The organism is Streptomyces sp. NPDC025651, from assembly GCF_055558735.1.
The window spans coordinates 69,695-88,306 of sequence record NZ_JBVHLZ010000002.1; the positions used below are offsets into that span (position 1 = coordinate 69,695).

Genomic DNA, 18,612 nt, shown 5'->3' on the forward strand with positions numbered 1-18,612 from the left:
GCGGCGCGGGCAGGCCCGGGTCCCGTCATCCAACAGACCCGGGCCCACGATCAGGTGAGGCCGAGCGCGGGCAGCACGCAGGCCTCGACGAAGCGGGTCAGATACTCCTCGTCGGCGTAGGCACCCTCCAGGACCGGCCTGGCCCGCACCACGCCGAACAGCTGCACCGTGACGAACTCCACCGCCGGGTGCCCCTCGGCGATCTCGCCGCGCTCGACACCGCGCCGCATGATCGCGGCCATGGCCCGCAGCTCCGGCTCGACCAGCGTCTCGCGCAGCACCCGCTGCAGGTCCTCGTCCTGCAGGACCGCGTGGCTGAGCGCCTGGACCAGCATCGTGTCCCGCCCCGACTGCTCGCCCGCGGCCCGCGCCGCCTCGCGCAGGTCCCCGGCGAGGCTGCCGGTGTCGATGCCTTCGAAGCGCACGCAGCGGTTGGCGCGCAGCGCGGCGGCGACGAACTGGGGCTTGGTCTTCCACTGGCGGTAGAGCGTGGACTTGCTGCACCGGGTGCGGGCGGCCACGCCCTCCATCGTCAGGGCCTCGTAGCCGCACTCGCGGAGCTGGTCGAGGACGGCGTCGTAGAACTCCTGCTCACGCTCCGGCGTGATCTTCGAGCGGCTCGACGTCGACGTCATGGCTCTTCTCCTCGGTACGGCGGCCGATCGGGCTCTCTCGACCCCTAGCGATACGCCAGTGTACCGGTACGCCTGCGTATCGGTACACTGGCGTATCGATGAGTGGGGCGATCCCTCGCTCAGCACCGCACTACCCAGTCATCACGCAAAGGGGCCGGGGGATGGAATCCCGAACCGAGCCTGCCGAACGGGAGCCGGACATATCGGTCCGGGAGCCGGACGCCACCGCCGTCCGGAAGCCGGACACATCTGCTGCCCGACCGCCCCTCGTCCGCGAGCTCCTCCTCGTCGCAGGACTCTTCCTCGTCTACAAATTCGGCAGGCAACTGGCCAACGGCCACACCGGCGAGGCCTTCCACAACGCGCACCGCGTGTGGGACGCCGAGCGGGCGCTGCGCCTGCCCGGCGAGGGCGCCGTACAGAACGCCCTGCTCAGCAGCGATACGTTGATCCACGCCGCGAACACCTACTACGCGACCGTGCACTTCCCCGCGACGCTGCTGTTCCTGGTCTGGCTGTATCTGCGCCGCCCGCGGCACTACGTCTGGACCCGCCGGGTGCTCGCCGCGCTGACCGCGGCCGCGCTCGTGCTGCACCTCGGCTTCCCGCTCGCGCCGCCGCGGATGCTGGACGCCGCGCACCTCGTGGACACCGCGCAGGTGTACGGGCCTTCGGTGTACGCCTCCGAGCCCGCGACCGACACCATGGCCAACCAGTTCGCGGCCATGCCGTCCCTGCACTTCGGCTGGGCGCTGATGCTCGCCGTCGGGATGATCGTCGCCACCTCCTCGCGCTGGCGCTGGCTGTGGCTGCTGCACCCCCTGCTGACCCTGCTCGTGGTGGTGGGCACCGCCAACCACTACTGGCTCGACGCGATCGTGGCGACCGCGCTGCTCGGCATCGCGCTCGCGGTGATCCGGCTGCCGCGCCCCGGCGCCTCGCTGGTCGTGCGCCGCTCGGGGCCCGCGCGCGAGCCTGCCGCCTCGGAGCCTGCCGTCTCGGGGGCCGACCGGTGAGCGCCACCCTCCTCGCCGTCGCGCTCTCCCTCGTCTCCGCGGCCGCGTACGCCGCCGCGGCCGTCGCCCAGGAGCGGCTCGCCTCGCGCGTCACCGAGGGCGAGAGCGGGGTCCTGCGGATGCTCGGCAGCGGGGCGTGGTGGTCCTCGGTCGGGCTCAACGCGTCCGCGGCACTGCTGCACGTGGCGGCCCTGAAGTACGGGCCGCTCACGCTGGTCCAGCCGCTGGGGGCGCTCACCCTGGTCGCCGCCGTGCCGCTCGGCGCGCGCCTCGCGGGGCGCCGGGTCACGCGCCTGGAGTGGCGCGGCACCGGGCTCACGCTCATCGGCCTCGGCGCACTGCTCCTGACCGCCTCGGGCCCCGCGCCCGACGACACCCTGACCGTGCCGGAGGCGCTGGTCGTGGCCGCCGCGACCATGGCCGTCATCGGGCTGCTCTCGCGGCCCGGCACCCGCCCCGGGCTGCGCCACGCGACGGCGTCCGGCTTCGCCTCCGGGGTCGCCTCGGCGCTCACGCAGACCGTGACGGTCGCCGTGACGGACCGCTCGGGTCCGCTGCTCAGTCCGCAGGTGGTGGTCGTGGCGCTGCTCGTCGCGGCGTTCGCCGCCGGTGGCCTGCTGCTCTCGCAGACCGCCTACCGCGGCGGCCTCGGCGCGCCGCTCGCCGTGGTGACGCTCTCCAACCCCGTCGCGGCCTCGGTCATCGGCGTGACGCTGCTCGGCGAGCGCCTCCAGGGCGGCATCGTCGGCATCCTCCTCGCGGTGGCGGGCGCGATGGTGGCGGCGTACGGGGTGGTGGTCCTGACGCGGTCGCCACGTGACGTGGTGGTCGGTCCCGAGGTCGACCTGCTGCCCTCGATCCCCGGCCAGGGCCTGGCGCCCGAAGGGGCGCGGGGAACTGCGTCACCAGCCACATCAGGCCTGCGGCGCGCCTGAGACATCCAAACACAACGGCGCCGGTCGCCCCTACGGAGGGGACAACCGGCGCCGCTCACACACCAGACGTCACCCGAAGCCCCGCGCATCCTGCTTCAGCGCCGTGTCAACGGTCAGCGCCGTCGCCACGACCAGGCTGAGCAGCGGCTCGGGCAGCTGGTAGTGGATCTGCAGGACGTAGTTGTCCGCGGTGGTGAACATCGTCTTGGCGAGGCCCTCCCAGGTCTTCGTGATCCGGGCGACCTCGTTGTCCGCGTGGTCGACGATCGAGAAGTTCCAGGCGCGCCAGTTCTCCGCCTTGATCGCGCCGACCTGCTGGCCGTTCACCATCATCGCGAAGTTGATCTTGCCGATCATGTTCTGCTGGACGATCTCGCCGATCGGCTGGCCGTCCGCGCGCTCGACGATCACCCGCGACTTCATGAACTTGCGGGGGCGCGTCAGCATCAGCTGCGGCTGGCCGTACGCGTCGCGGATCTCCAGCTTGTGCGTCATGAACTGGTCGACGCTGGAGACGAAGCGGGCGACCTTCTTCAGCGTGCTCTGGCCGACCTGGACGACCGAGCCGAGCGTGTTGCCCGACTGGTCCATGACGCTGTACTCGTTCGTCAGCTCGATCAGCTTGGCCTTCTGGTTCACGACCAGGACCGGCTCCGTGAACAGCGAGCCCCCGCCCTGCGCGGCGGGCGCGACACCGGCCTGCTGCTGCACCTGGCGCTGCACCTTGGCCTGGTCGAACCCCGGCGCGGGCTGGGCCTGCGGCTGGCCGAACTGGCCCTGCGGCTGACCGAACTGGGCCTGCGCGGGCTGCGCCTGCGGGGCCTGCGCCTGCTGCGGGACCTGCTGGGCCTGGGCCTGGGCGGCCTGAGCGGCCTGGTCCTGCGGGGCCGGGTTGGTGTGGTCCGTCCACTGGGAGCCGTCCCACCAGCGGAGCAGCTGGGCTGCGCCGTGCGGGTCCGGGTACCAGCCTGCAGGAGTGTTCGAATGCGTTGTCACCCGGGTGACCCTACCCCCCGGGTCCGGGCCGCCCGCCAGTCCCTGACGGGGTTGTGATGTCCGACTCATCCGGCGGGTGCGTCGTGGCTGATCGCGCAGTTCCCCGCGCCCCTTGCGGGGCACACCCGGCTCCCTCAGAACGAGACCCGCACCTGCAAGGCCCCCTCTCCTTCCCGCAGCTCCACCGACCCGATCCTGCCCGCCGCCCGGACGTCGTCCCGCGCCGCCGCGAAGCGGTCGAGCACGGGACGGTCCGCCGTGACCGTCACCCTCGCCACCTCCGCCCGCATCGACACCTTCTCCTGCGACTTGGCCTTGCGGACCGCCGCGATGGCCTCCGACGCCGTGGCGAGGACCGCCGCGTCGCCCGCGTGCTCGCGCAGTTCGGCCGCGCTCGGCCAGGCCGCGCGGTGCACCGAGCCCTCGCGCCACCACGACCAGACCTCCTCCGTGACGAACGGCAGGACCGGCGCGAGGAGCCGCAGCAGCACGTCGAGCGCCGTGCGCAGCGCCGCCCGCGCCGAGCGGGTCGCCGCCGCGTCGCCGTGATCGCCGTACGCGCGGGCCTTGACCAGTTCGACGTAGTCGTCGCAGAAGCGCCAGAAGAGCTGTTCCGTGCGCTCCAGGGCGCGCGCGTAGTCGAAGGCCTCGAAGGCAGCGGTGGCCTCGTCGACCGTCGACGCGAGCGCGGCGAGCAGCGCCCGGTCCAGCGGCTCGGTGACGGCGGCGGGCCCGGAAGCGGCAGGCCCGGAAGCCGCGGGCCCGAAGGCATCGCCCGCGCCCACCTCCCCCAGGCTCAGCACGAACTTGCCGACGTTCAGCAGCTTCATGGCGAGGCGGCGGCCGATCTTCATCTGTCCGGTCTCGAACGCCGTGTCCGTGCCGGGGCGTCCGCTCGCCGCCCAGTAGCGGACCGCGTCCGAGCCGTGCTGGACGAGGAGGTGGCCGGGCGTGACGACGTTCCCCTTGGACTTCGCCATCTTCTTGCGGTCGGGGTCGAGGATCCAGCCCGAGATCGCCGCGTGCCGCCAGGGCAGTGCGCCGTGCCCGGTGTGGGCGCGCACGACCGTGGAGAACAGCCAGGTGCGGATGATCTCGTGGGACTGGGGGCGCAGGTCCATGGGGAAGACCCGCGCGAACAGGTCGGGGTCCGAGAGCCACTTCCCGGCGATCTGCGGCGTGAGCGAGGACGTCGCCCAGGTGTCCATGACGTCCGGGTCACCGATGAAGCCGTGTGGCTCGCCGCGCTGCGCCGCGTCGTAGCCGGGCGGGGTCTCCGCGCTCGGGTCGACGGGGAGCGCCGCGCGGTCGGGGGTGATCGGGTGGTCGTAGTCGGGCTGACCGGCGCCGTCCAGTGGGTACCAGACGGGGATCGGGACGCCGAAGAACCGCTGGCGGCTGATCAGCCAGTCGCCGTTGAGGCCGCCGACCCAGTTCTCGTAGCGGATCCGCATGTGCGGCGGATGCCACGCCAACTCTTCGCCCCGGGCGAGGAGTTGGTCGCGCAGGGCGGCGTCCCTGCCGCCGTTGCGGAGGTACCACTGGCGGGTGGTGACGATCTCCAGGGGCTTGTCGCCCTTCTCGAAGAACTTCACCGCGTGCGTGACGGCGCGCGGTTCGCCCCTGAGGTCGCCGCTCGCGCGCAGCATCTCGACGACGCGTTCCCGCGCGGTGTGCGCGGTGGCGCCCGCCAGTTCCGCGTACGCCGCGACGGCCTCCGGCGCCTCGACGCCGCTCGGCGGCTGCGCGAGGAAGCGGCCGTCCCAGCCGATCACCGGCCTTGTGGCGAGCCGCAGTTCGCGCCACCACGTCACGTCGGTGGTGTCGCCGAAGGTGCAGATCATCGCGATGCCCGTGCCCTTGTCGGGCGCGGCGAGGCGGTGGGCGACGACAGGGACCTCGACGTCGAAGAGCGGCGTGCGGACCGTCGTGCCGAACAGCTCCTGGTAGCGCTCGTCCTCCGGGTGGGCGACCAACGCGACGCAGGCGGGCAGGAGTTCGGGGCGGGTCGTCTCGATCAGGACGGTACGGTCGCCGGCTCCCCGGAAGGCGAGGCGGTGGTACGCGCCCTGACGCTCCCTGTCCTCCAGCTCGGCCTGGGCGACCGCCGTGCGGAACGTGACGTCCCACAGCGTGGGCGCCTCGGCGACGTACGCCTCGCCGCGCGCGAGGTTGTCCAGGAAGGCGAGCTGCGAGGTGGCGCGGGCGTCCGCGCCGATGGTCTGGTAGGTGCGCGACCAGTCGACGGAGAGGCCGAGCCCCCGCCACAGCTCCTCGAAGGCCTTCTCGTCCTCGACGGTCAGGCGCTCGCACAGCTCGATGAAGTTCCGCCGGGAGATGGGAAGTTGGCGCTTGCCCGGCTTCTCGGGCGGGGTGAAGCCGGGGTCGTACGGAAGGGCGGGGTCGCAGCGGACGCCGAAGTGGTTCTGGACGCGCCGCTCGGTCGGCAGGCCGTTGTCGTCCCACCCCATGGGGTAGAAGACTTCCTTGCCGCGCATGCGCTGGTAGCGGGCGATGGTGTCGGTGTGCGTGTACGAGAAGACGTGGCCGACGTGCAGCGAGCCGCTGACCGTGGGCGGCGGGGTGTCGATGGAGAAGACCTCGTCCCGCGGCCTGGTGCGGTCGAAGACGAATACGCCCGACTCGTCCCAGCGCCTCGACCATTTCGCTTCGAGCCCGTCGAGAACGGGCTTGTCGGGGGCCCCGGAAGGGGGCGGGGAGGTGTTCGTCATGCCTCCGGATGCTATCCGTGGCGGCGGGACGAGCACCTCCCCATTTCCGCTGGTGGAGCCGCGCGGCTCAGCGAGGGGCGACCGCGTGGCTCAGCGCGTGGCGATCGCCGGGTCGCTGACGCCCTTCTCGCCGGTCTCGACGTGGCCCGCGAGGCGCCGCAGGAAGCCCGCGTCGGCGTCGGACTTCACCGTCAGGTCGTACCAGCGCTTGGTCCCGCGCAGGTCGACGGTGTGCTCGACGGAGCCGCCCGCCTTGACCTTGAAGGTCTGCGCCGCGCCGCCGTAGGCGTTGGCGACCGTGAGGTTCACGTCTGCGCTGCCCGCGTTCTTCAGGGTCAGCTTGATGTTGCCGGTCGTCGCGTCGTGGCGGGCGACGACCTCGGGTCCCGCCTTCTTGCCGGGGCCCTTGAAGGTGCGCAGGAAGCCGTTCGGGCCGAACACCGACAGGTCGTAGACGTCCTTGGAGTACGCCGAGTTCCAGGTGTCGGCGACCGTCTTGCCGGCCTCGGTGGTGTACGTCCAGGGGCCGTCGGTGCGGTTGGCGGAGCGCACGTGGAAGCAGACGCCCGCCTTGTCGCCGCCGCTGAAGGTCAGCGTGAACTTCCCCGCGGCGGCGTCCGCGGCGCCGTCCACCAGCGGCGCGTACGGCAGCGCGCGGGTGGGCCGGGATCCCGCCTCCTGCTTGGGCAGCGCCGGGTTGGCGGGCGCCTTGGGCACGTAGTCGGGGTGGCGCTCGTGGTCCGGCGGCTCGTAGGCGGCCGTGTCGGGCAGCTCGGCGGGGTCGGTGTCCTTGCCGCCGAAGTCGAAGGCGGAGGTGAGGTCGCCGCAGATCGCGCGGCGCCACGGCGAGATGTTGGGCTCCTCGACGCCGAAGCGCTTCTCCATGAACCGGATGATCGACGTGTGGTCGAAGACCTCGGAGTTCACGTAGCCGCCGGTGCTCCACGGCGAGACCACGATCATCGGGACGCGCTGGCCGAGGCCGTAGTGCCCGGCCGCGTAACTCGCGTTGCCCGGGAAGTAGTCGAGGGTCGTGTCGACCGTGGACTTGCCCTGGTTCGCGTCCTTGGGGACGTACGGCGGGACGATGTGGTCGAAGTAGCCGTCGTTCTCGTCGTACGTGACGAACAGCGCCGTCCTGGCCCACACGTCGGGGTTGGCGGTGAGGGCGTCGAGGACCTGCGCGATGTACCAGGCGCCGTAGTTCACCGGCCAGTTGGGGTGCTCGGTGAAGGCTTCGGGGCAGGCGATGTAGGAGACCTGCGGAAGCCTGTCCGCCTTGACGTCGGCCTTGAGGATGTCGAAGTAGCCGTCGCCCGCCTTGGCGTTGGTGCCGGTGCGGGCCTTGTCGTAGAGCGGGTCGCCCGGCTTGGCGCCCCGGTACTTGTTGAAGTACAGCAGCGAGTTGTCGCCGTAGTTGCCGCGGTAGGCGTCGTCGATCCAGCCCCACTTGCCCGCGGCGTCCAGGCCGTCGCCGATGTCCTGGTACACCTTCCAGGAGACGCCCGCCTGCTCCAGGCGCTCGGCGTACGTCGTCCAGTCGTAGCCCAGCTCCTGGTTGCCGAGGACCGGGCCGCCGCCCTTGCCGTCGTTGCCGACGTGGCCCGTGAGCATGTAGTAGCGGTTGGGGTCGGTGGCCCCTATGAACGAGCAGTGGTAGTCGTCGCAGACCGTGAAGGCGTCGGCGAGGGCGTAGTGGAACGGGATGTCGTTCCGCTCCAGGTACGCCATCGTCCGCTCGGACTTCGCCGGGATCCACTGGTCGTACGCGCCGTTGTTGAACGCCTTGTGCCCGCCCGCCCAGTCGTGGTCCAGACCCGCGATGAACTGCATGCCGAGGTTCTCGGCGTCGGGGTGGAAGGGCAGGATCTCCTTGCCGCCGCCCTGCTGGTGCCAGACCGGCTTGCCGCTGGGCAGGTTCACCGGGCGCGGGTCGCCGAAGCCGCGTACGCCCTTCATCGTGCCGAAGTAGTGGTCGAACGACCGGTTCTCCTGCATCAGCACCACGACGTGCTCGACGTCCTTGATGGTGCCGGTGGCGCGCCTGGCGGGGAGCGACGCGGCGCGCGCGATGCTCTGGTTGAGCATGGCGAACGTCGCGGTGCCTCCGGCCAGCTGCATGAAGCGGCGCCGATTGAGTTCAGGCATGAGTATTCCGACCTCGTGTTTTGTGGGGGACGCGAGCGGGGTGAAGTGTGCCAAGGGGAGCAAGGGCTATGGAAGGGCCTGTGACGGGCGTGTGAAGAGAAGTCCAACCTCTGACGGGCAGGACACAAGTCCCGGACTTTTCGGGACCAAAGTCCCACATTTGACATAGGGGAATACGCGTGACTCACTTGGCCGTGCACCGTTCCGCGGTGCGTTCTTCTCCGTCCCGCGAGTGCAAGGAGGTGTTCGGGATGAGTCCCGAAGGAAGTCCTTGCGTCAGCGGTGACCTCTTCTGAGGCCGCGTTCCGCTTCTGAAGCCGCGTTCCGCCGCTTCTGAGGCCGCCTCGCGCCGCCGTTCCCCCTTCTCCGCCGCGCCGACGCCGCGGCGATGCCCCCGTCCCGCCCACGGCCGTGCGCCGTCGGCACAGCCGGGTTTCTTTCACACCACATTCACACCGTCACGTCCTCGTGCCCGGGCCTGCTTCGTCATGCCCGGGCACGGAGGGAGGTCTGCCATGAACAAGCTGATTCCCCAGGTGCGCCTGGCCCCGCCAGGCGCGAACCCCCGCCCCACGCCCCGCGCCCGCAAGGCCGCGGAGCTGGACGCCCGCACCCGTGAGGTCGGCGCCCGGCTCGCGAGGCTGAGCTCGCTGCCCGCCCGCGACGTGCTGCGCGAGGTCAACTCCGGCACGCGCGGCCTGCGTCAGGACCAGGTCCTGGAGCGCATCGAGCGGTTCGGCGAGAACACCGTCGCCCACGAGCGCGTCCCGCACTGGACCGCGCAGCTCGCCAAGTCCTTCCGGAACCCCTTCATCGGGGTGCTCGTCGTCCTGGCCGCCGTCATGTACTGGCAGGACCCCGCCGACCCCGGCGTCTACATCCTCACCTCGATGGTGCTGATCAGCGCGCTCCTGCGGTTCTGGCAGGAGTTCCGCTCCACCCGCTCCGCCGAGGCGCTCAAGGCCCTCGTCACCACCTCCTGCGCGGTCCAGCGGCGCTGGAGCGAGACCGCGGCCACCGAAGAGATACCGATGGAGCAGGTCGTCCCGGGCGACCTCGTCAAGCTCGCCGCCGGCGACATGGTCCCCGCGGACCTGCGGCTGCTGACCGCCAAGGACCTGATGGTCGGTCAGGCCGCGCTGTCCGGCGAGTCGCTGCCGGTCGCCAAGGCCGACACGCGCGCGCATGACCTCGGCCAGCAGGACACCGAGGACCCCGTCGAGGCCGACAACCTCTGCCTGATGGGTACGTCGGTGACCTCCGGCACCGCGACCGGTGTGGTCGTCGCGACGGGCTCCCGCACCTACTTCGGCTCGATGGCGAGCGCGCTGTCCGGCGACCGCCCGCAGACCGCCTTCGACCTCGGGGTGCGCCGGGTCAGCTTCCTGCTGATCCGCTTCATGCTGGTGATGGTCCCCGTCGTCTTCGCGATCAACGGCTTCACCAAGGGCGACTGGGACCAGGCGCTGCTGTTCTCCCTCTCCGTGGCGGTCGGGCTCACCCCCGAGATGCTGCCGATGGTGGTCTCGGCGAACCTGGCGCGCGGCGCCGTCGCGATGTCGAGGCACAAGGTCGTCGTCAAGCAGCTCAACGCGATCCAGAACCTCGGCGCGATGGACGTGCTGTGCACCGACAAGACGGGCACGCTCACCGAGGACCGCATCGTCCTCGACCGCTACCTCGACGCCCGGGGCGAGGAGGACCGCGAGGTCCTCGAATACGCCTACCTCAACGCGCACTTCCAGACGGGGCTGCGCAACCTCATGGACCAGGCGGTCATCGACCGCGTGGACGAGGCCGAGGAGGTTGTCGTCGACCACCTCTTCACGAAGGTCGACGAGATCCCCTTCGACTTCGCCCGCCGCAGGATGTCCGTGGTCCTGCGCCGCGACGAACTGACGGGACCCGCCGCCGAGCACACGCTCGTCACCAAGGGCGCGGTCGAGGAGGTGCTCGACCGGTGCGGCCACATGACGGACCGCGGCCAGCGCGTCGAGCTGACCGGCGAACTGCGCGCCCACGTCAGGCATCTGAGCGAGCGTCACAACCGGGAAGGGCTGCGGGTCCTCGCGGTCGCCACCCGCACCTTCCCCGTCGACCCCGACGCGGCGGAGCGCGAGACCTACTCCGTGGCGGACGAGACGGAGCTGACGCTCATCGGCTTCCTCGCCTTCCTCGACCCGCCGAAGCAGGACGCGGCGGACGCGCTGCGCGCGCTCGCCGAGAACGGCGTCGCGGTCAAGGTGGTCACCGGGGACAACGAACTGGTCGCGGCGCGCGTCTGCGCGGATGTCGGCCTGGACGCGAGCGAGCTGGTCACCGGCGCCACGGTCGACCTGGTCGACGATGCGGAACTGATCGAACTGGCCCGTACGACCACGGTGTTCGCGAAGGTCAACCCGGTCCAGAAGGCGCGGATCGTGCGCGCCCTGAAGGCCGACGGGCACACGGTCGGCTTCCTCGGCGACGGCATCAACGACGCGGCGGCGCTGCGCGAGGCCGACGTGGGCGTCTCCGTCGACACGGCCGTGGACATCGCGAAGGAGTCCGCGGACATCATCCTGCTGGAGAAGGACCTGACGGTCCTGGAGCAGGGCGTGCTGATGGGGCGTCAGACGTTCGGCAACACCATCAAGTACATCAAGATGACGGCGTCGTCGAACTTCGGCAACGTCTTCTCGGTCCTGGTGGCCTCGGCGTTCATCCCCTTCCAGCCGATGCTCGCCATCCACCTGCTCGTGCAGAACCTCTGCTACGACATCAGCCAGCTGGCGATCCCCTGGGACCGCATGGACAAGGAGTACCTGAGGAAGCCGCGGACCTGGGACGCGAAGGGCATCGGCCGGTTCATGATCCGGATCGGCCCGATCAGCTCGGTCTTCGACATCACGACGTTCCTGGTGATGTGGTACGTCTTCCAGGCCGACTCCCCCGAGCGGCAGACCCTGTTCCAGACGGGCTGGTTCGTGGAGGGGCTGCTCTCCCAGACCCTCATCGTGCACATGATCCGCACGCGCAAGATCCCGTTCGTCCAGTCCCGCGCGTCCCTGCCGGTCCTGGTGATGACGGGCGCGGTGATGGTGTTCGGCCTGTGGCTGCCGTTCTCGCCGCTGGCGTCGGCGCTCTCGATGGAGCCGCTGCCGATGAGCTACTTCCCGTGGCTGATCGGGACGCTGCTCGCGTACTGCGCGCTCACCCAGGTGGTGAAGGGCTGGTACGTCCGGCGCTACCACGGCTGGCTGTGACGGGCGCCTTGCCGGGTCGACCGTGACGGGCGCCTCGCCCGGACGGCCGTGACGGGCGTCTTGCAAAGGTAGGTGCCGTGGGCAACCATGCGCGTCATGACACTACGCGTCCACGGCACCTGCGCCCCCGGATTCGAGGGCGTGCGCGAGGAGTTCGAGCGGAACTTCACCGAGCGCGGCGACCTCGGGGCGGCCGTCGCCGTCACGCTCGGCGGCGAGCTCGTCGTCGACCTGTGGGGCGGTGACGCGGACCGGACGGGCACCCGCCCCTGGGAGCGTGACACCCTGGTGCACGTCTACTCCACGACCAAGGGGCTGACCGCGCTCTGCGCCCATCTCCTCGTCGACCGGGGCGAGTTGGACCTGGACGCGCCGGTCGCCCGGTACTGGCCGGAGTTCGCGCGGGCCGGCAAGGCCGACATCCCGGTGCGCTGGCTGCTCAGCCACCGCTCCGGCCTCATCGCGCCGAGCGAGCCCATGGAGACGGGCGCGGTGTGCGACTGGGAGAAGGTGACCGACGCCCTCGCCGCGACGCCGCCGTGGTGGAAGCCGGGCACCGCGCAGGGCTATCACGCGGTGACCTTCGGCTTCCTGGTCGGCGAACTGGTGCGGCGCGTCAGCGGTGTCTCGCTCGGCTCCTTCCTGCGCACGGAGGTGACGGGGCCGCTCGGCGCCGACGTCTTCGTGGGCACGCCCGCGAGCGAGCACGGGCGGTGCGCGGACATGGCGCCGCCCGTGCCCGCGACCGGCGGGACGTCGTCGTCACGTCGCGCGTTCGGCGAATCCCCCGAGCCACCGGTCGGCGGCGTCACCGAGCACCCGCTGGCGCCGGTCACGCTCGCCATGCGGTATCTGCCGCTCGGCGACGTCAACGGCGCGCCCTACCGCAGCGCGGAGATCCCGGCGACCAACGGCCACGCGACCGCGCGCGGACTGGCCGCCGTGTACGGGCAGTTGGCGTCCGGCGGGCTGCTGTCCGCCGACGCCCTGGAGCGCCTGCGCACGCTGCAGAGCGCGGCCGACGAACCGGATCTGGTCCTGCGGGCGGGCACCCCGCTCGCGGAGACCTGGTCGTGGGGCCTCGGCTACATGCTCAACCAGTTCGGACAGGCGGGCCCCAACCCCCGGGCGTTCGGACACGGCGGCCTCGGCGGCTCCTACGCCTTCGCCGACCCGGAGAACGGCATCGGATACGCGTACACCATGAACCGCATGGGCGCCGGGACCTCGGGCGAGGACCTGCGCAGCATCCATCTGGTCGGGGCGCTCTACAAAGGGCTGCGCGACCGGGGGTGAGCGCGCCAGGCCCGTCGACTTCCTGCGGGCGCAGCGCACGACCCTTGAGCTCATGTGCGCCGGTCCGGAAAGGGAGTCGGACCGGCGTGCCGTGGCGCCCTCCACGCTGTCGCCGCTCGGCCCGGTGCGGCACCTCGCCGACGTGGAGCGGCGCTGGTTCCGCCGCGGCCTCGCCGGACAGGACGCGCATCCGCCGTAGGGCACGCCCGAGGCCCCCGACCAGGACTTCGACGGCGCGGTGGGGCTGTGACGCGTGCGGCGGGAGGGCGGTACGCCGCCGCCGATCCGCGCGGGGCCGCCGCCGTGGAGGCGGCCCTGGCCCGCTTCGCGCAGGCCGGCCGGCTCGACGCCTCGCTCGCCGCTGCGCGGAGTTGTCCCGGGCGCAAGGCTTTCGACCCGTTCGACGTCCGTGGGTTGCGGGGCCGTGAACGGACCCTTGAGCGCGTTGCGGCCTCGTGAACGCCGCGCCGGGCCGGGAATAGCCGGGCGATCTTGCTCGTCGTCCTTGTACGGAAGCCGATCGATCCGAGCGAGGGAGCACCATGCCCAAGGCGTACGCATTCACCGAACACGGCGGCCCCGAGGTGGAGGCCTTCCTCGATCTCCCCGAACCGGAGCCGGGACCGGGGCAGCTGCTCGTCGCGGTCCGCGCGGCGGGCGTCAACCCCGTCGACTGGAAGCTGCGGGCCGGCAAGCGGCGCCCCGGCCAGGGACCGCTGGTCGGCCACGAGGTCCTCGGCAGCGAGGTCGCGGGCGTCGTGAAGGCGGTCGGCCCCGGCGTCGAGGGGTTCGCGGTCGGCGACCCCGTGTTCGGCAACCCGGTCACGGGCGGGTACGCGCAGTTCACGCTGGTCCCCGCCGCCATCGCCGCGCACAAGCCGGACGCGCTCTCCTTCACGGACGCGGCCGCGCTGCCGGTCGCGGCGGCGACCGCGTACGACGGGGTGCGCCAGCTGGACCTGCCCGCCGGGTCGACGCTCCTGATCACCGGGGCCGGTGGCGGTGTCGGGGTGGCCGCGACGCAGATCGCCGTGCACTTCGGGCTGCGCGTGGTGGGCACGGCGAGCGAGGGCAAGAAGGAGTTCGTCGAGTCGCTCGGCGCGATCCATGTGCCGCGCGGGCCCCGCCTCGCCGAGCGCATACGCGAGGCGGCGCCGGACCGGCGCGTCGACGCGGTCTTCGACCTGGTCGGCGGGGCGGACCTGGTCGAGGTCGCGGAGCTCCTGACCGACCGCAAGAAGCTGATCACGGCGGGCGCCAAGGAGACCGTGGGCGAACTGGGCGGTGCCCCGGTGGCCCGTGCCCGCACGGCCGCGGTCCTGGACGAGGTGGCGCTGCTCGCCGTGGCGGGCGTGCTGCGCCCGCACGTGACGGCGACGTACCCCCTGGACCGCGCGGACCAGGCGCTGCGCGCGGTGGAGGACGGCCACGCCCGCGGCAAGATCGTGATCGAGGTGGCCCCGTGAGCGAGGGCACGACCGCCGCGCCCCCGCCGACGAGGACGGCCCCTGACGAGCGGGCGAGGCCGCCGGCCGCCCTGCCCCCCGAATCCCCGGTCGGCTCCGCACGCGCGGCGCGCGGCGCGCATCCCCTCGACAACCCCGCCTACGCCGCTCTCACCGGCCCGCACGCGCGCTTCGCCGAGTGGCGGGGCCGCGTGGTGCGCTACCCGCTCGACGTCTCGCCGTGGCTCGCCCTGCCCGACGACGTCACGGACGCGGACTGGGCGGACCTGGCGGCGCTCGCCGGGCCCGGGCAGGAGGTGCCGCTGCCCGGCGTGACGCCGGATCCGCCCGCCGGCTGGGAGCTGACCTTCGAGATGCCCGGCGTGCAGCTCGTGGACGACGGGGTCGCGGCCAGGCCCGACGCCGAGGCCGTGCGGCTGGGGCCCGACGACGTGCCCGAGATGCTCGACCTGGTCGAGCGCACGCAGCCGGGGCCTTTCCTGCCGCGCACCGTCGAGCTCGGCACGTATCTGGGCATCCGCAGGGAGGGCGCCCTCGTGGCGATGGCCGGGGAGCGGCTGCGGCCGCCGGGCTTCACGGAGATCAGCGCGGTCTGCACCGACGCGGCGTACCGCGGCCACGGCCTCGCGACGCGGCTCGTCCTCGCGGTGGCGCACGGCGTCAGGGCCCGCGGCGAGGTGCCGTTCCTGCACACCTCCGCGCGGAACACCGACGCCATCCGCCTGTACGAGTCGCTGGGGTTCCGGCTGCGGCGCACCACCGAGTTCCGTGCCGCGCGGGTGCCGGGGCCGGGGGCGGCCGGGACGACGGGAGGGGTGGCCGCCGGGGAAAAATGACACGACGGTTCGACGGGGCCGTTGATACCTTCCGGATCATGAAGCCCGTCAGTGAGAACGAGATCCGCACGTCCTTTGTGAACTGTTCCAAGGGCGAGGCCCGCAGACTCACCCTCCCCGCGGGATTCGCCGACACCCCCTGGTCCGACCTTGACTTCCTCGGCTGGCGGGACCCGAAGGCGCCCGACCGCGGCTATGTGGTGACGTGGCGCGACGACGCGCCCATGGGCATCGCCCTGCGCGCCTCGACGGGGGCGCGCAAGAGCCTGCTGAAGTCCAGCATCTGCTCGGTCTGCGTCACGCCGCAGTCCGGCTCCGGCATCACGCTGCTCGTGGCGCCGAAGGCGGGGGCGGCGGGGCGTCAGGGCAACTCGGTCGGTCTGTACATCTGCGCGGACCTCGCCTGTTCCCTCTACGTACGCGGGAAGAAGACGACGGCACTCGCGCGTCGCTTCGAGGAGAGCCTGACGCTGGAGGAGCAGAACGCCAGGACCGTGGAGAACTTGAACGGCTTCCTGGACCAGGTGCTCGCCGGCTGAGAGACCGGCCGGGGGCCGGCGCGGCGCGACCTCACACCGTACGGGGATCCACCAACTGCAGCGCCAGCGTGGCCGACGGCTCGGCGATGCCCGGACCGCCCGCCTCCGCCCAGCTGATGACCTCCTCCAGGGACGCGTCGTCCGTGACGAAGCCGACCCAGGAGGCGCGGCCGCCCCGTCTGCGGCCCTCGGGGGACGGCTGGACGACCACGATGTTCGCCTGGCCGCACGGCCCGAGGCAGTCGCTCGTGCGGACCGCGAAGCGCCCGCGGGAGGCCGCCGCCGCGGCGCGCATCCGCTCCAGCTGCCAGGCGTGGTCGACGCCGGGGTTCTTGCGGGCGTCGCCGCAGCAGCACCCCCGGCAGACGACGAGGGTGCAGGGGCGGCGGGCGGCTGCTCCGATGGAGACGACGGGGCTCATCCCATGATCATGTCAGGCCGGTCCCGCTACCCGCGGCCCAGGTAGGCGAGGCCGGGGTGTGCCTCGCGGTAACCGTCCACGAGGCGCCGGGCCACTGTCACGGAGTCGACCAGCGGGTGCAGCGCGAACGCCTTGACGGCGGTGGCGAGGGAACCGCTGTCCGCCGCGGCGAGCACCTCGCGCTCCACGGCCTTGACCGCGCACACAAGGCCGGTGGCGTGGCCGGGCAGCTGCGCCACCGCCATGGGGTGGGCCCCGTTGGCGTCGACGGAGCACGGCACCTCGATGACGGCGTCGGCGTCCAGGGCGGAAAGGGTCGTGCCGTTGCGGACGTTGAGGATGAGCGTCGCCCGCTCGTTCCGTGCGACGGCCCGCATCAGGGCGAGGGCGACCTGCTCGTACCCGCCGGACTCCAGGTCCTCCTCGGCCCGCTCCCCCACGCCCGCCGCTTCCCTGTTCTCGGCCATGTACGTCGCCTCGCGCTCGGCCCGGGTGGCGTCCCAGGTCTTGAGGGCGGGGGCGTCCGCGCGGCCCATCTCCGCGTAGAAGCGGGCCTGTTGGTCGCGGAGGAAGGCGCCGCGGGTCTGCTCGGCCTCCTGGTAGGCGCGCACCGCCTCGCGGTTGAAGTAGTAGTAATGCAGGTATTCGTTGGGGATCGCGCCGAGCGACCGGAGCCACTCCGTGCCGAAGAGCCTGCCCTCCTCGAAGGAGCCCAGGAGGGCGGGATCGGCGAGCAGCCGCGGCAGTTCGTCGCGGCCCGCGATGCGCAGGCCGCGCAGCCAGCCGAGGTGGTTGAGCCCGACGTAGTCGATGAACGCGTCGTCCGGGTTGCCGCCGAGCACCCGCGCGACCCTGCGGCCGAGGCCCACCGGCGAGTCGCAGATCCCGATGACGCGCTCGCCGAGGTGGCGGGCCATGGCTTCGGTGACCAGGCCCGCGGGGTTGGTGAAGTTGATGACCCAGGCGTCCGGGGCGAGTTGGGCGACGCGGCGCGCGATGTCCACGGCGACGGGCACCGTGCGCAGGCCGTACGCGATGCCGCCCGCGCCGACCGTCTCCTGCCCGAGGACGCCCTCCGCCAGGGCGACGCGCTCGTCGGCGGCGCGGCCCTCCAGGCCTCCGACGCGGATCGCCGAGAACACGAAGTCGGCGCCGCGCAGCGCCTCGTCGAGGTCGGTGGTGGCGGTGACGGCGGGCGCGTCGGGCACTCCGGCGGCCTGTTCGGCCAGGACGCGGGCGACCGCGCCGAGCCGTGCCGCGTCCAGGTCGTGCAGGACCACGTCCGTGACGCGGCCCTCCGCGTGGTCGCCGAGCAGCGCCCGGTACACGAGCGGGACGCGGAATCCACCGCCGCCGAGAATGACCAGCTTCACGCCTCAACCACCTTCTGTCGGAACACGTATCGGCTGCTCTCACGTTACGTACGATTGCGCCGCAGCGACCCGACCCCCCACGGAGGTACGCACCGCGATGACCCCGAAAAGATCACTGAAGGCATCGGCCGCCCTGCTCGGCGCCGTGGCTCTGGCGGTGACGACGGGCGGCACGGCGTCGGCCGCGCCGGCCTCGCCCGGCGGCTGGCAGGAGTCGGGCACCTCGCACGTCAACTCCCTCACGGGCAGCCAGGGTCTGGCCAGTCGCGCGGACGGCAGCCTCCTCTACCGGGGGATCGGGTCCATACCCCTCGATCTGCGTGTCAGGGGCTGGGGGCACATAGGCGACCCCGACATCGCGAACGGCCACACCTTCGACGCCTACCAGGGCGGCGACGGCGCCACGTCGAAGATGTTCGCGGTCACCACACCGGGCGGGCAGCGCTACCTCTACGAGCACCCGCTCGACGCGGGCGAGAAGCTCAACAACTCCTTCGCGGCCGTCTCGCCCGACGCGCGGTGGCTGGTCTCGGGCGAGTGGGGCGACCAGAACCGCCTCCAGGTCTTCCCGGCCCCGCTGCTCAACTCCTCGACCCCGCCCACCGGGGGCTCGCTCCCCCAGGCCGGGCAGATCTCGCTCGACAAGCCCGTACGGGACATCCAGGGCTGCGACTTCGTCTCGGACACACGCCTGGTGTGCGCGTCCGACGACGCGTCCGAGGAACTGTTCCCCGTGGACCGCCCGGTCCTCCAGGTCGACCTGGAACGCCCGCTGGACGGCGGGCCGGTGACCGGCCGCGTCTCCCCTCTCTTCGCCGCGCCGCAGCGCAGCGTCTGCTCGGGCACCTTCGAGACCGAGGGCGTCGACTACGACTCCGCGCGCCGCACCCTGCGCGTGGAGGTGGTGCCGCCCGCGCCGTGCCTGGTGACGACGGCCGTGTACGCGTACCAGCCGACGACGGGCTGACGCCGGG

At 72.1% G+C, this 18,612-nt stretch carries 15 protein-coding genes; 9 read left to right on the plus strand and 6 right to left on the minus strand.

Going from position 1 to position 18,612, the window contains the following annotated elements:
- Positions 1–50: 50 nt before the first annotated feature.
- Complete coding sequence (locus ACZ4D5_RS08320; protein ID WP_467771563.1) at positions 51–635, minus strand: TetR/AcrR family transcriptional regulator; 585 nt, start codon at positions 633–635, stop codon at positions 51–53.
- A 161-nt stretch (positions 636–796) separates the two neighbouring features.
- Between ACZ4D5_RS08320 and ACZ4D5_RS08325 the strand changes: the two genes are divergently transcribed.
- Together ACZ4D5_RS08325 and ACZ4D5_RS08330 are read left to right on the plus strand one after the other, a co-directional pair.
- Positions 797–1,651 carry a phosphatase PAP2 family protein gene (locus ACZ4D5_RS08325; protein WP_467771564.1) on the plus strand — a complete coding sequence of 285 codons (855 nt, stop codon included), beginning with the start codon at positions 797–799 and terminating at the stop codon, positions 1,649–1,651.
- Entirely contained in the window at positions 1,648–2,586 is a 939-nt protein-coding gene (locus ACZ4D5_RS08330; protein ID WP_467771565.1) for a DMT family transporter, read from the plus strand. Before ACZ4D5_RS08325 ends, ACZ4D5_RS08330 begins: the two co-directional genes overlap by 4 nt.
- A gap of 69 nt (positions 2,587–2,655) precedes the next feature.
- Here the strand turns inward: ACZ4D5_RS08330 and ACZ4D5_RS08335 are convergent, their stop codons facing one another.
- The 3 genes from ACZ4D5_RS08335 to ACZ4D5_RS08345 all read right to left on the minus strand — a co-directional run bounded on the left by ACZ4D5_RS08335 (position 2,656) and on the right by ACZ4D5_RS08345 (position 8,462).
- Positions 2,656–3,582 carry an LURP-one-related family protein gene (locus tag ACZ4D5_RS08335; RefSeq protein WP_467771566.1) on the minus strand — a complete coding sequence of 309 codons (927 nt, stop codon included), beginning with the start codon at positions 3,580–3,582 and terminating at the stop codon, positions 2,656–2,658.
- 134 nt (positions 3,583–3,716) lie between these two features.
- Positions 3,717–6,314: a valine--tRNA ligase gene (gene valS / locus ACZ4D5_RS08340; RefSeq protein ID WP_467771567.1), complete on the minus strand. Its 2,598-nt coding sequence runs from the start codon at positions 6,312–6,314 to the stop codon at positions 3,717–3,719.
- Between the two features lie 90 nt (positions 6,315–6,404).
- Positions 6,405–8,462: a phosphocholine-specific phospholipase C gene (locus ACZ4D5_RS08345; RefSeq protein ID WP_467771568.1), complete on the minus strand. Its 2,058-nt coding sequence runs from the start codon at positions 8,460–8,462 to the stop codon at positions 6,405–6,407.
- 515 nt (positions 8,463–8,977) lie between these two features.
- Here ACZ4D5_RS08345 and mgtA point away from each other — a divergent pair.
- The 6 genes from mgtA to ACZ4D5_RS08375 all read left to right on the plus strand — a co-directional run bounded on the left by mgtA (position 8,978) and on the right by ACZ4D5_RS08375 (position 15,844).
- A complete protein-coding gene (mgtA, locus tag ACZ4D5_RS08350) occupies positions 8,978–11,707 on the plus strand; it encodes a magnesium-translocating P-type ATPase (protein WP_467771569.1) in 2,730 nt (909 codons plus the stop codon).
- Between the two features lie 96 nt (positions 11,708–11,803).
- On the plus strand, positions 11,804–13,003 hold the full coding sequence (locus ACZ4D5_RS08355) for a serine hydrolase domain-containing protein (protein WP_467771570.1): 1,200 nt from the start codon (positions 11,804–11,806) through the stop codon (positions 13,001–13,003).
- 22 nt (positions 13,004–13,025) lie between these two features.
- On the plus strand, positions 13,026–13,202 hold the full coding sequence (locus ACZ4D5_RS08360) for a mycothiol transferase (RefSeq protein WP_467772247.1): 177 nt from the start codon (positions 13,026–13,028) through the stop codon (positions 13,200–13,202).
- Between the two features lie 343 nt (positions 13,203–13,545).
- On the plus strand, positions 13,546–14,469 hold the full coding sequence (locus tag ACZ4D5_RS08365; RefSeq protein ID WP_467771571.1) for a quinone oxidoreductase family protein: 924 nt from the start codon (positions 13,546–13,548) through the stop codon (positions 14,467–14,469).
- A gap of 71 nt (positions 14,470–14,540) precedes the next feature.
- Complete coding sequence (locus tag ACZ4D5_RS08370; RefSeq protein WP_467772248.1) at positions 14,541–15,305, plus strand: GNAT family N-acetyltransferase; 765 nt, start codon at positions 14,541–14,543, stop codon at positions 15,303–15,305.
- A gap of 38 nt (positions 15,306–15,343) precedes the next feature.
- On the plus strand, positions 15,344–15,844 hold the full coding sequence (locus ACZ4D5_RS08375; protein ID WP_467771572.1) for an FBP domain-containing protein: 501 nt from the start codon (positions 15,344–15,346) through the stop codon (positions 15,842–15,844).
- Between the two features lie 31 nt (positions 15,845–15,875).
- On the opposite strand, the gene ACZ4D5_RS08380 is transcribed toward ACZ4D5_RS08375, so the two are convergent.
- Together ACZ4D5_RS08380 and ACZ4D5_RS08385 are read right to left on the minus strand one after the other, a co-directional pair.
- Positions 15,876–16,265 carry a (2Fe-2S) ferredoxin domain-containing protein gene (locus ACZ4D5_RS08380; protein ID WP_467771573.1) on the minus strand — a complete coding sequence of 130 codons (390 nt, stop codon included), beginning with the start codon at positions 16,263–16,265 and terminating at the stop codon, positions 15,876–15,878.
- A 26-nt stretch (positions 16,266–16,291) separates the two neighbouring features.
- Positions 16,292–17,638, minus strand: a complete 1,347-nt coding sequence (locus ACZ4D5_RS08385) for a 6-phospho-beta-glucosidase (RefSeq protein ID WP_467771574.1) — start codon at positions 17,636–17,638, stop codon at positions 16,292–16,294.
- A gap of 97 nt (positions 17,639–17,735) precedes the next feature.
- Here ACZ4D5_RS08385 and ACZ4D5_RS08390 point away from each other — a divergent pair, with 97 nt between their 5' ends.
- Positions 17,736–18,605 (plus strand): hypothetical protein, encoded by an 870-nt coding sequence (locus ACZ4D5_RS08390; protein WP_467771575.1) that lies wholly within the window; start codon positions 17,736–17,738, stop codon positions 18,603–18,605.
- The last annotated feature ends 7 nt before the right edge of the window (positions 18,606–18,612 follow it).

Coding starts and splice junctions, on each gene's coding strand:
- ACZ4D5_RS08320 (WP_467771563.1), bottom strand. CDS start 635: ATGACGTCGACGTCGAGCCGCTCGAAGATCACGCCGGAGCGTGAGCAG.
- ACZ4D5_RS08325 (WP_467771564.1), top strand. CDS start 797: ATGGAATCCCGAACCGAGCCTGCCGAACGGGAGCCGGACATATCGGTC.
- valS (WP_467771567.1), bottom strand. CDS start 6,314: ATGACGAACACCTCCCCGCCCCCTTCCGGGGCCCCCGACAAGCCCGTT.
- ACZ4D5_RS08345 (WP_467771568.1), bottom strand. CDS start 8,462: ATGCCTGAACTCAATCGGCGCCGCTTCATGCAGCTGGCCGGAGGCACC.
- mgtA (WP_467771569.1), top strand. CDS start 8,978: ATGAACAAGCTGATTCCCCAGGTGCGCCTGGCCCCGCCAGGCGCGAAC.
- ACZ4D5_RS08355 (WP_467771570.1), top strand. CDS start 11,804: ATGACACTACGCGTCCACGGCACCTGCGCCCCCGGATTCGAGGGCGTG.
- ACZ4D5_RS08365 (WP_467771571.1), top strand. CDS start 13,546: ATGCCCAAGGCGTACGCATTCACCGAACACGGCGGCCCCGAGGTGGAG.
- ACZ4D5_RS08375 (WP_467771572.1), top strand. CDS start 15,344: ATGAAGCCCGTCAGTGAGAACGAGATCCGCACGTCCTTTGTGAACTGT.
- ACZ4D5_RS08380 (WP_467771573.1), bottom strand. CDS start 16,265: ATGAGCCCCGTCGTCTCCATCGGAGCAGCCGCCCGCCGCCCCTGCACC.
- ACZ4D5_RS08390 (WP_467771575.1), top strand. CDS start 17,736: ATGACCCCGAAAAGATCACTGAAGGCATCGGCCGCCCTGCTCGGCGCC.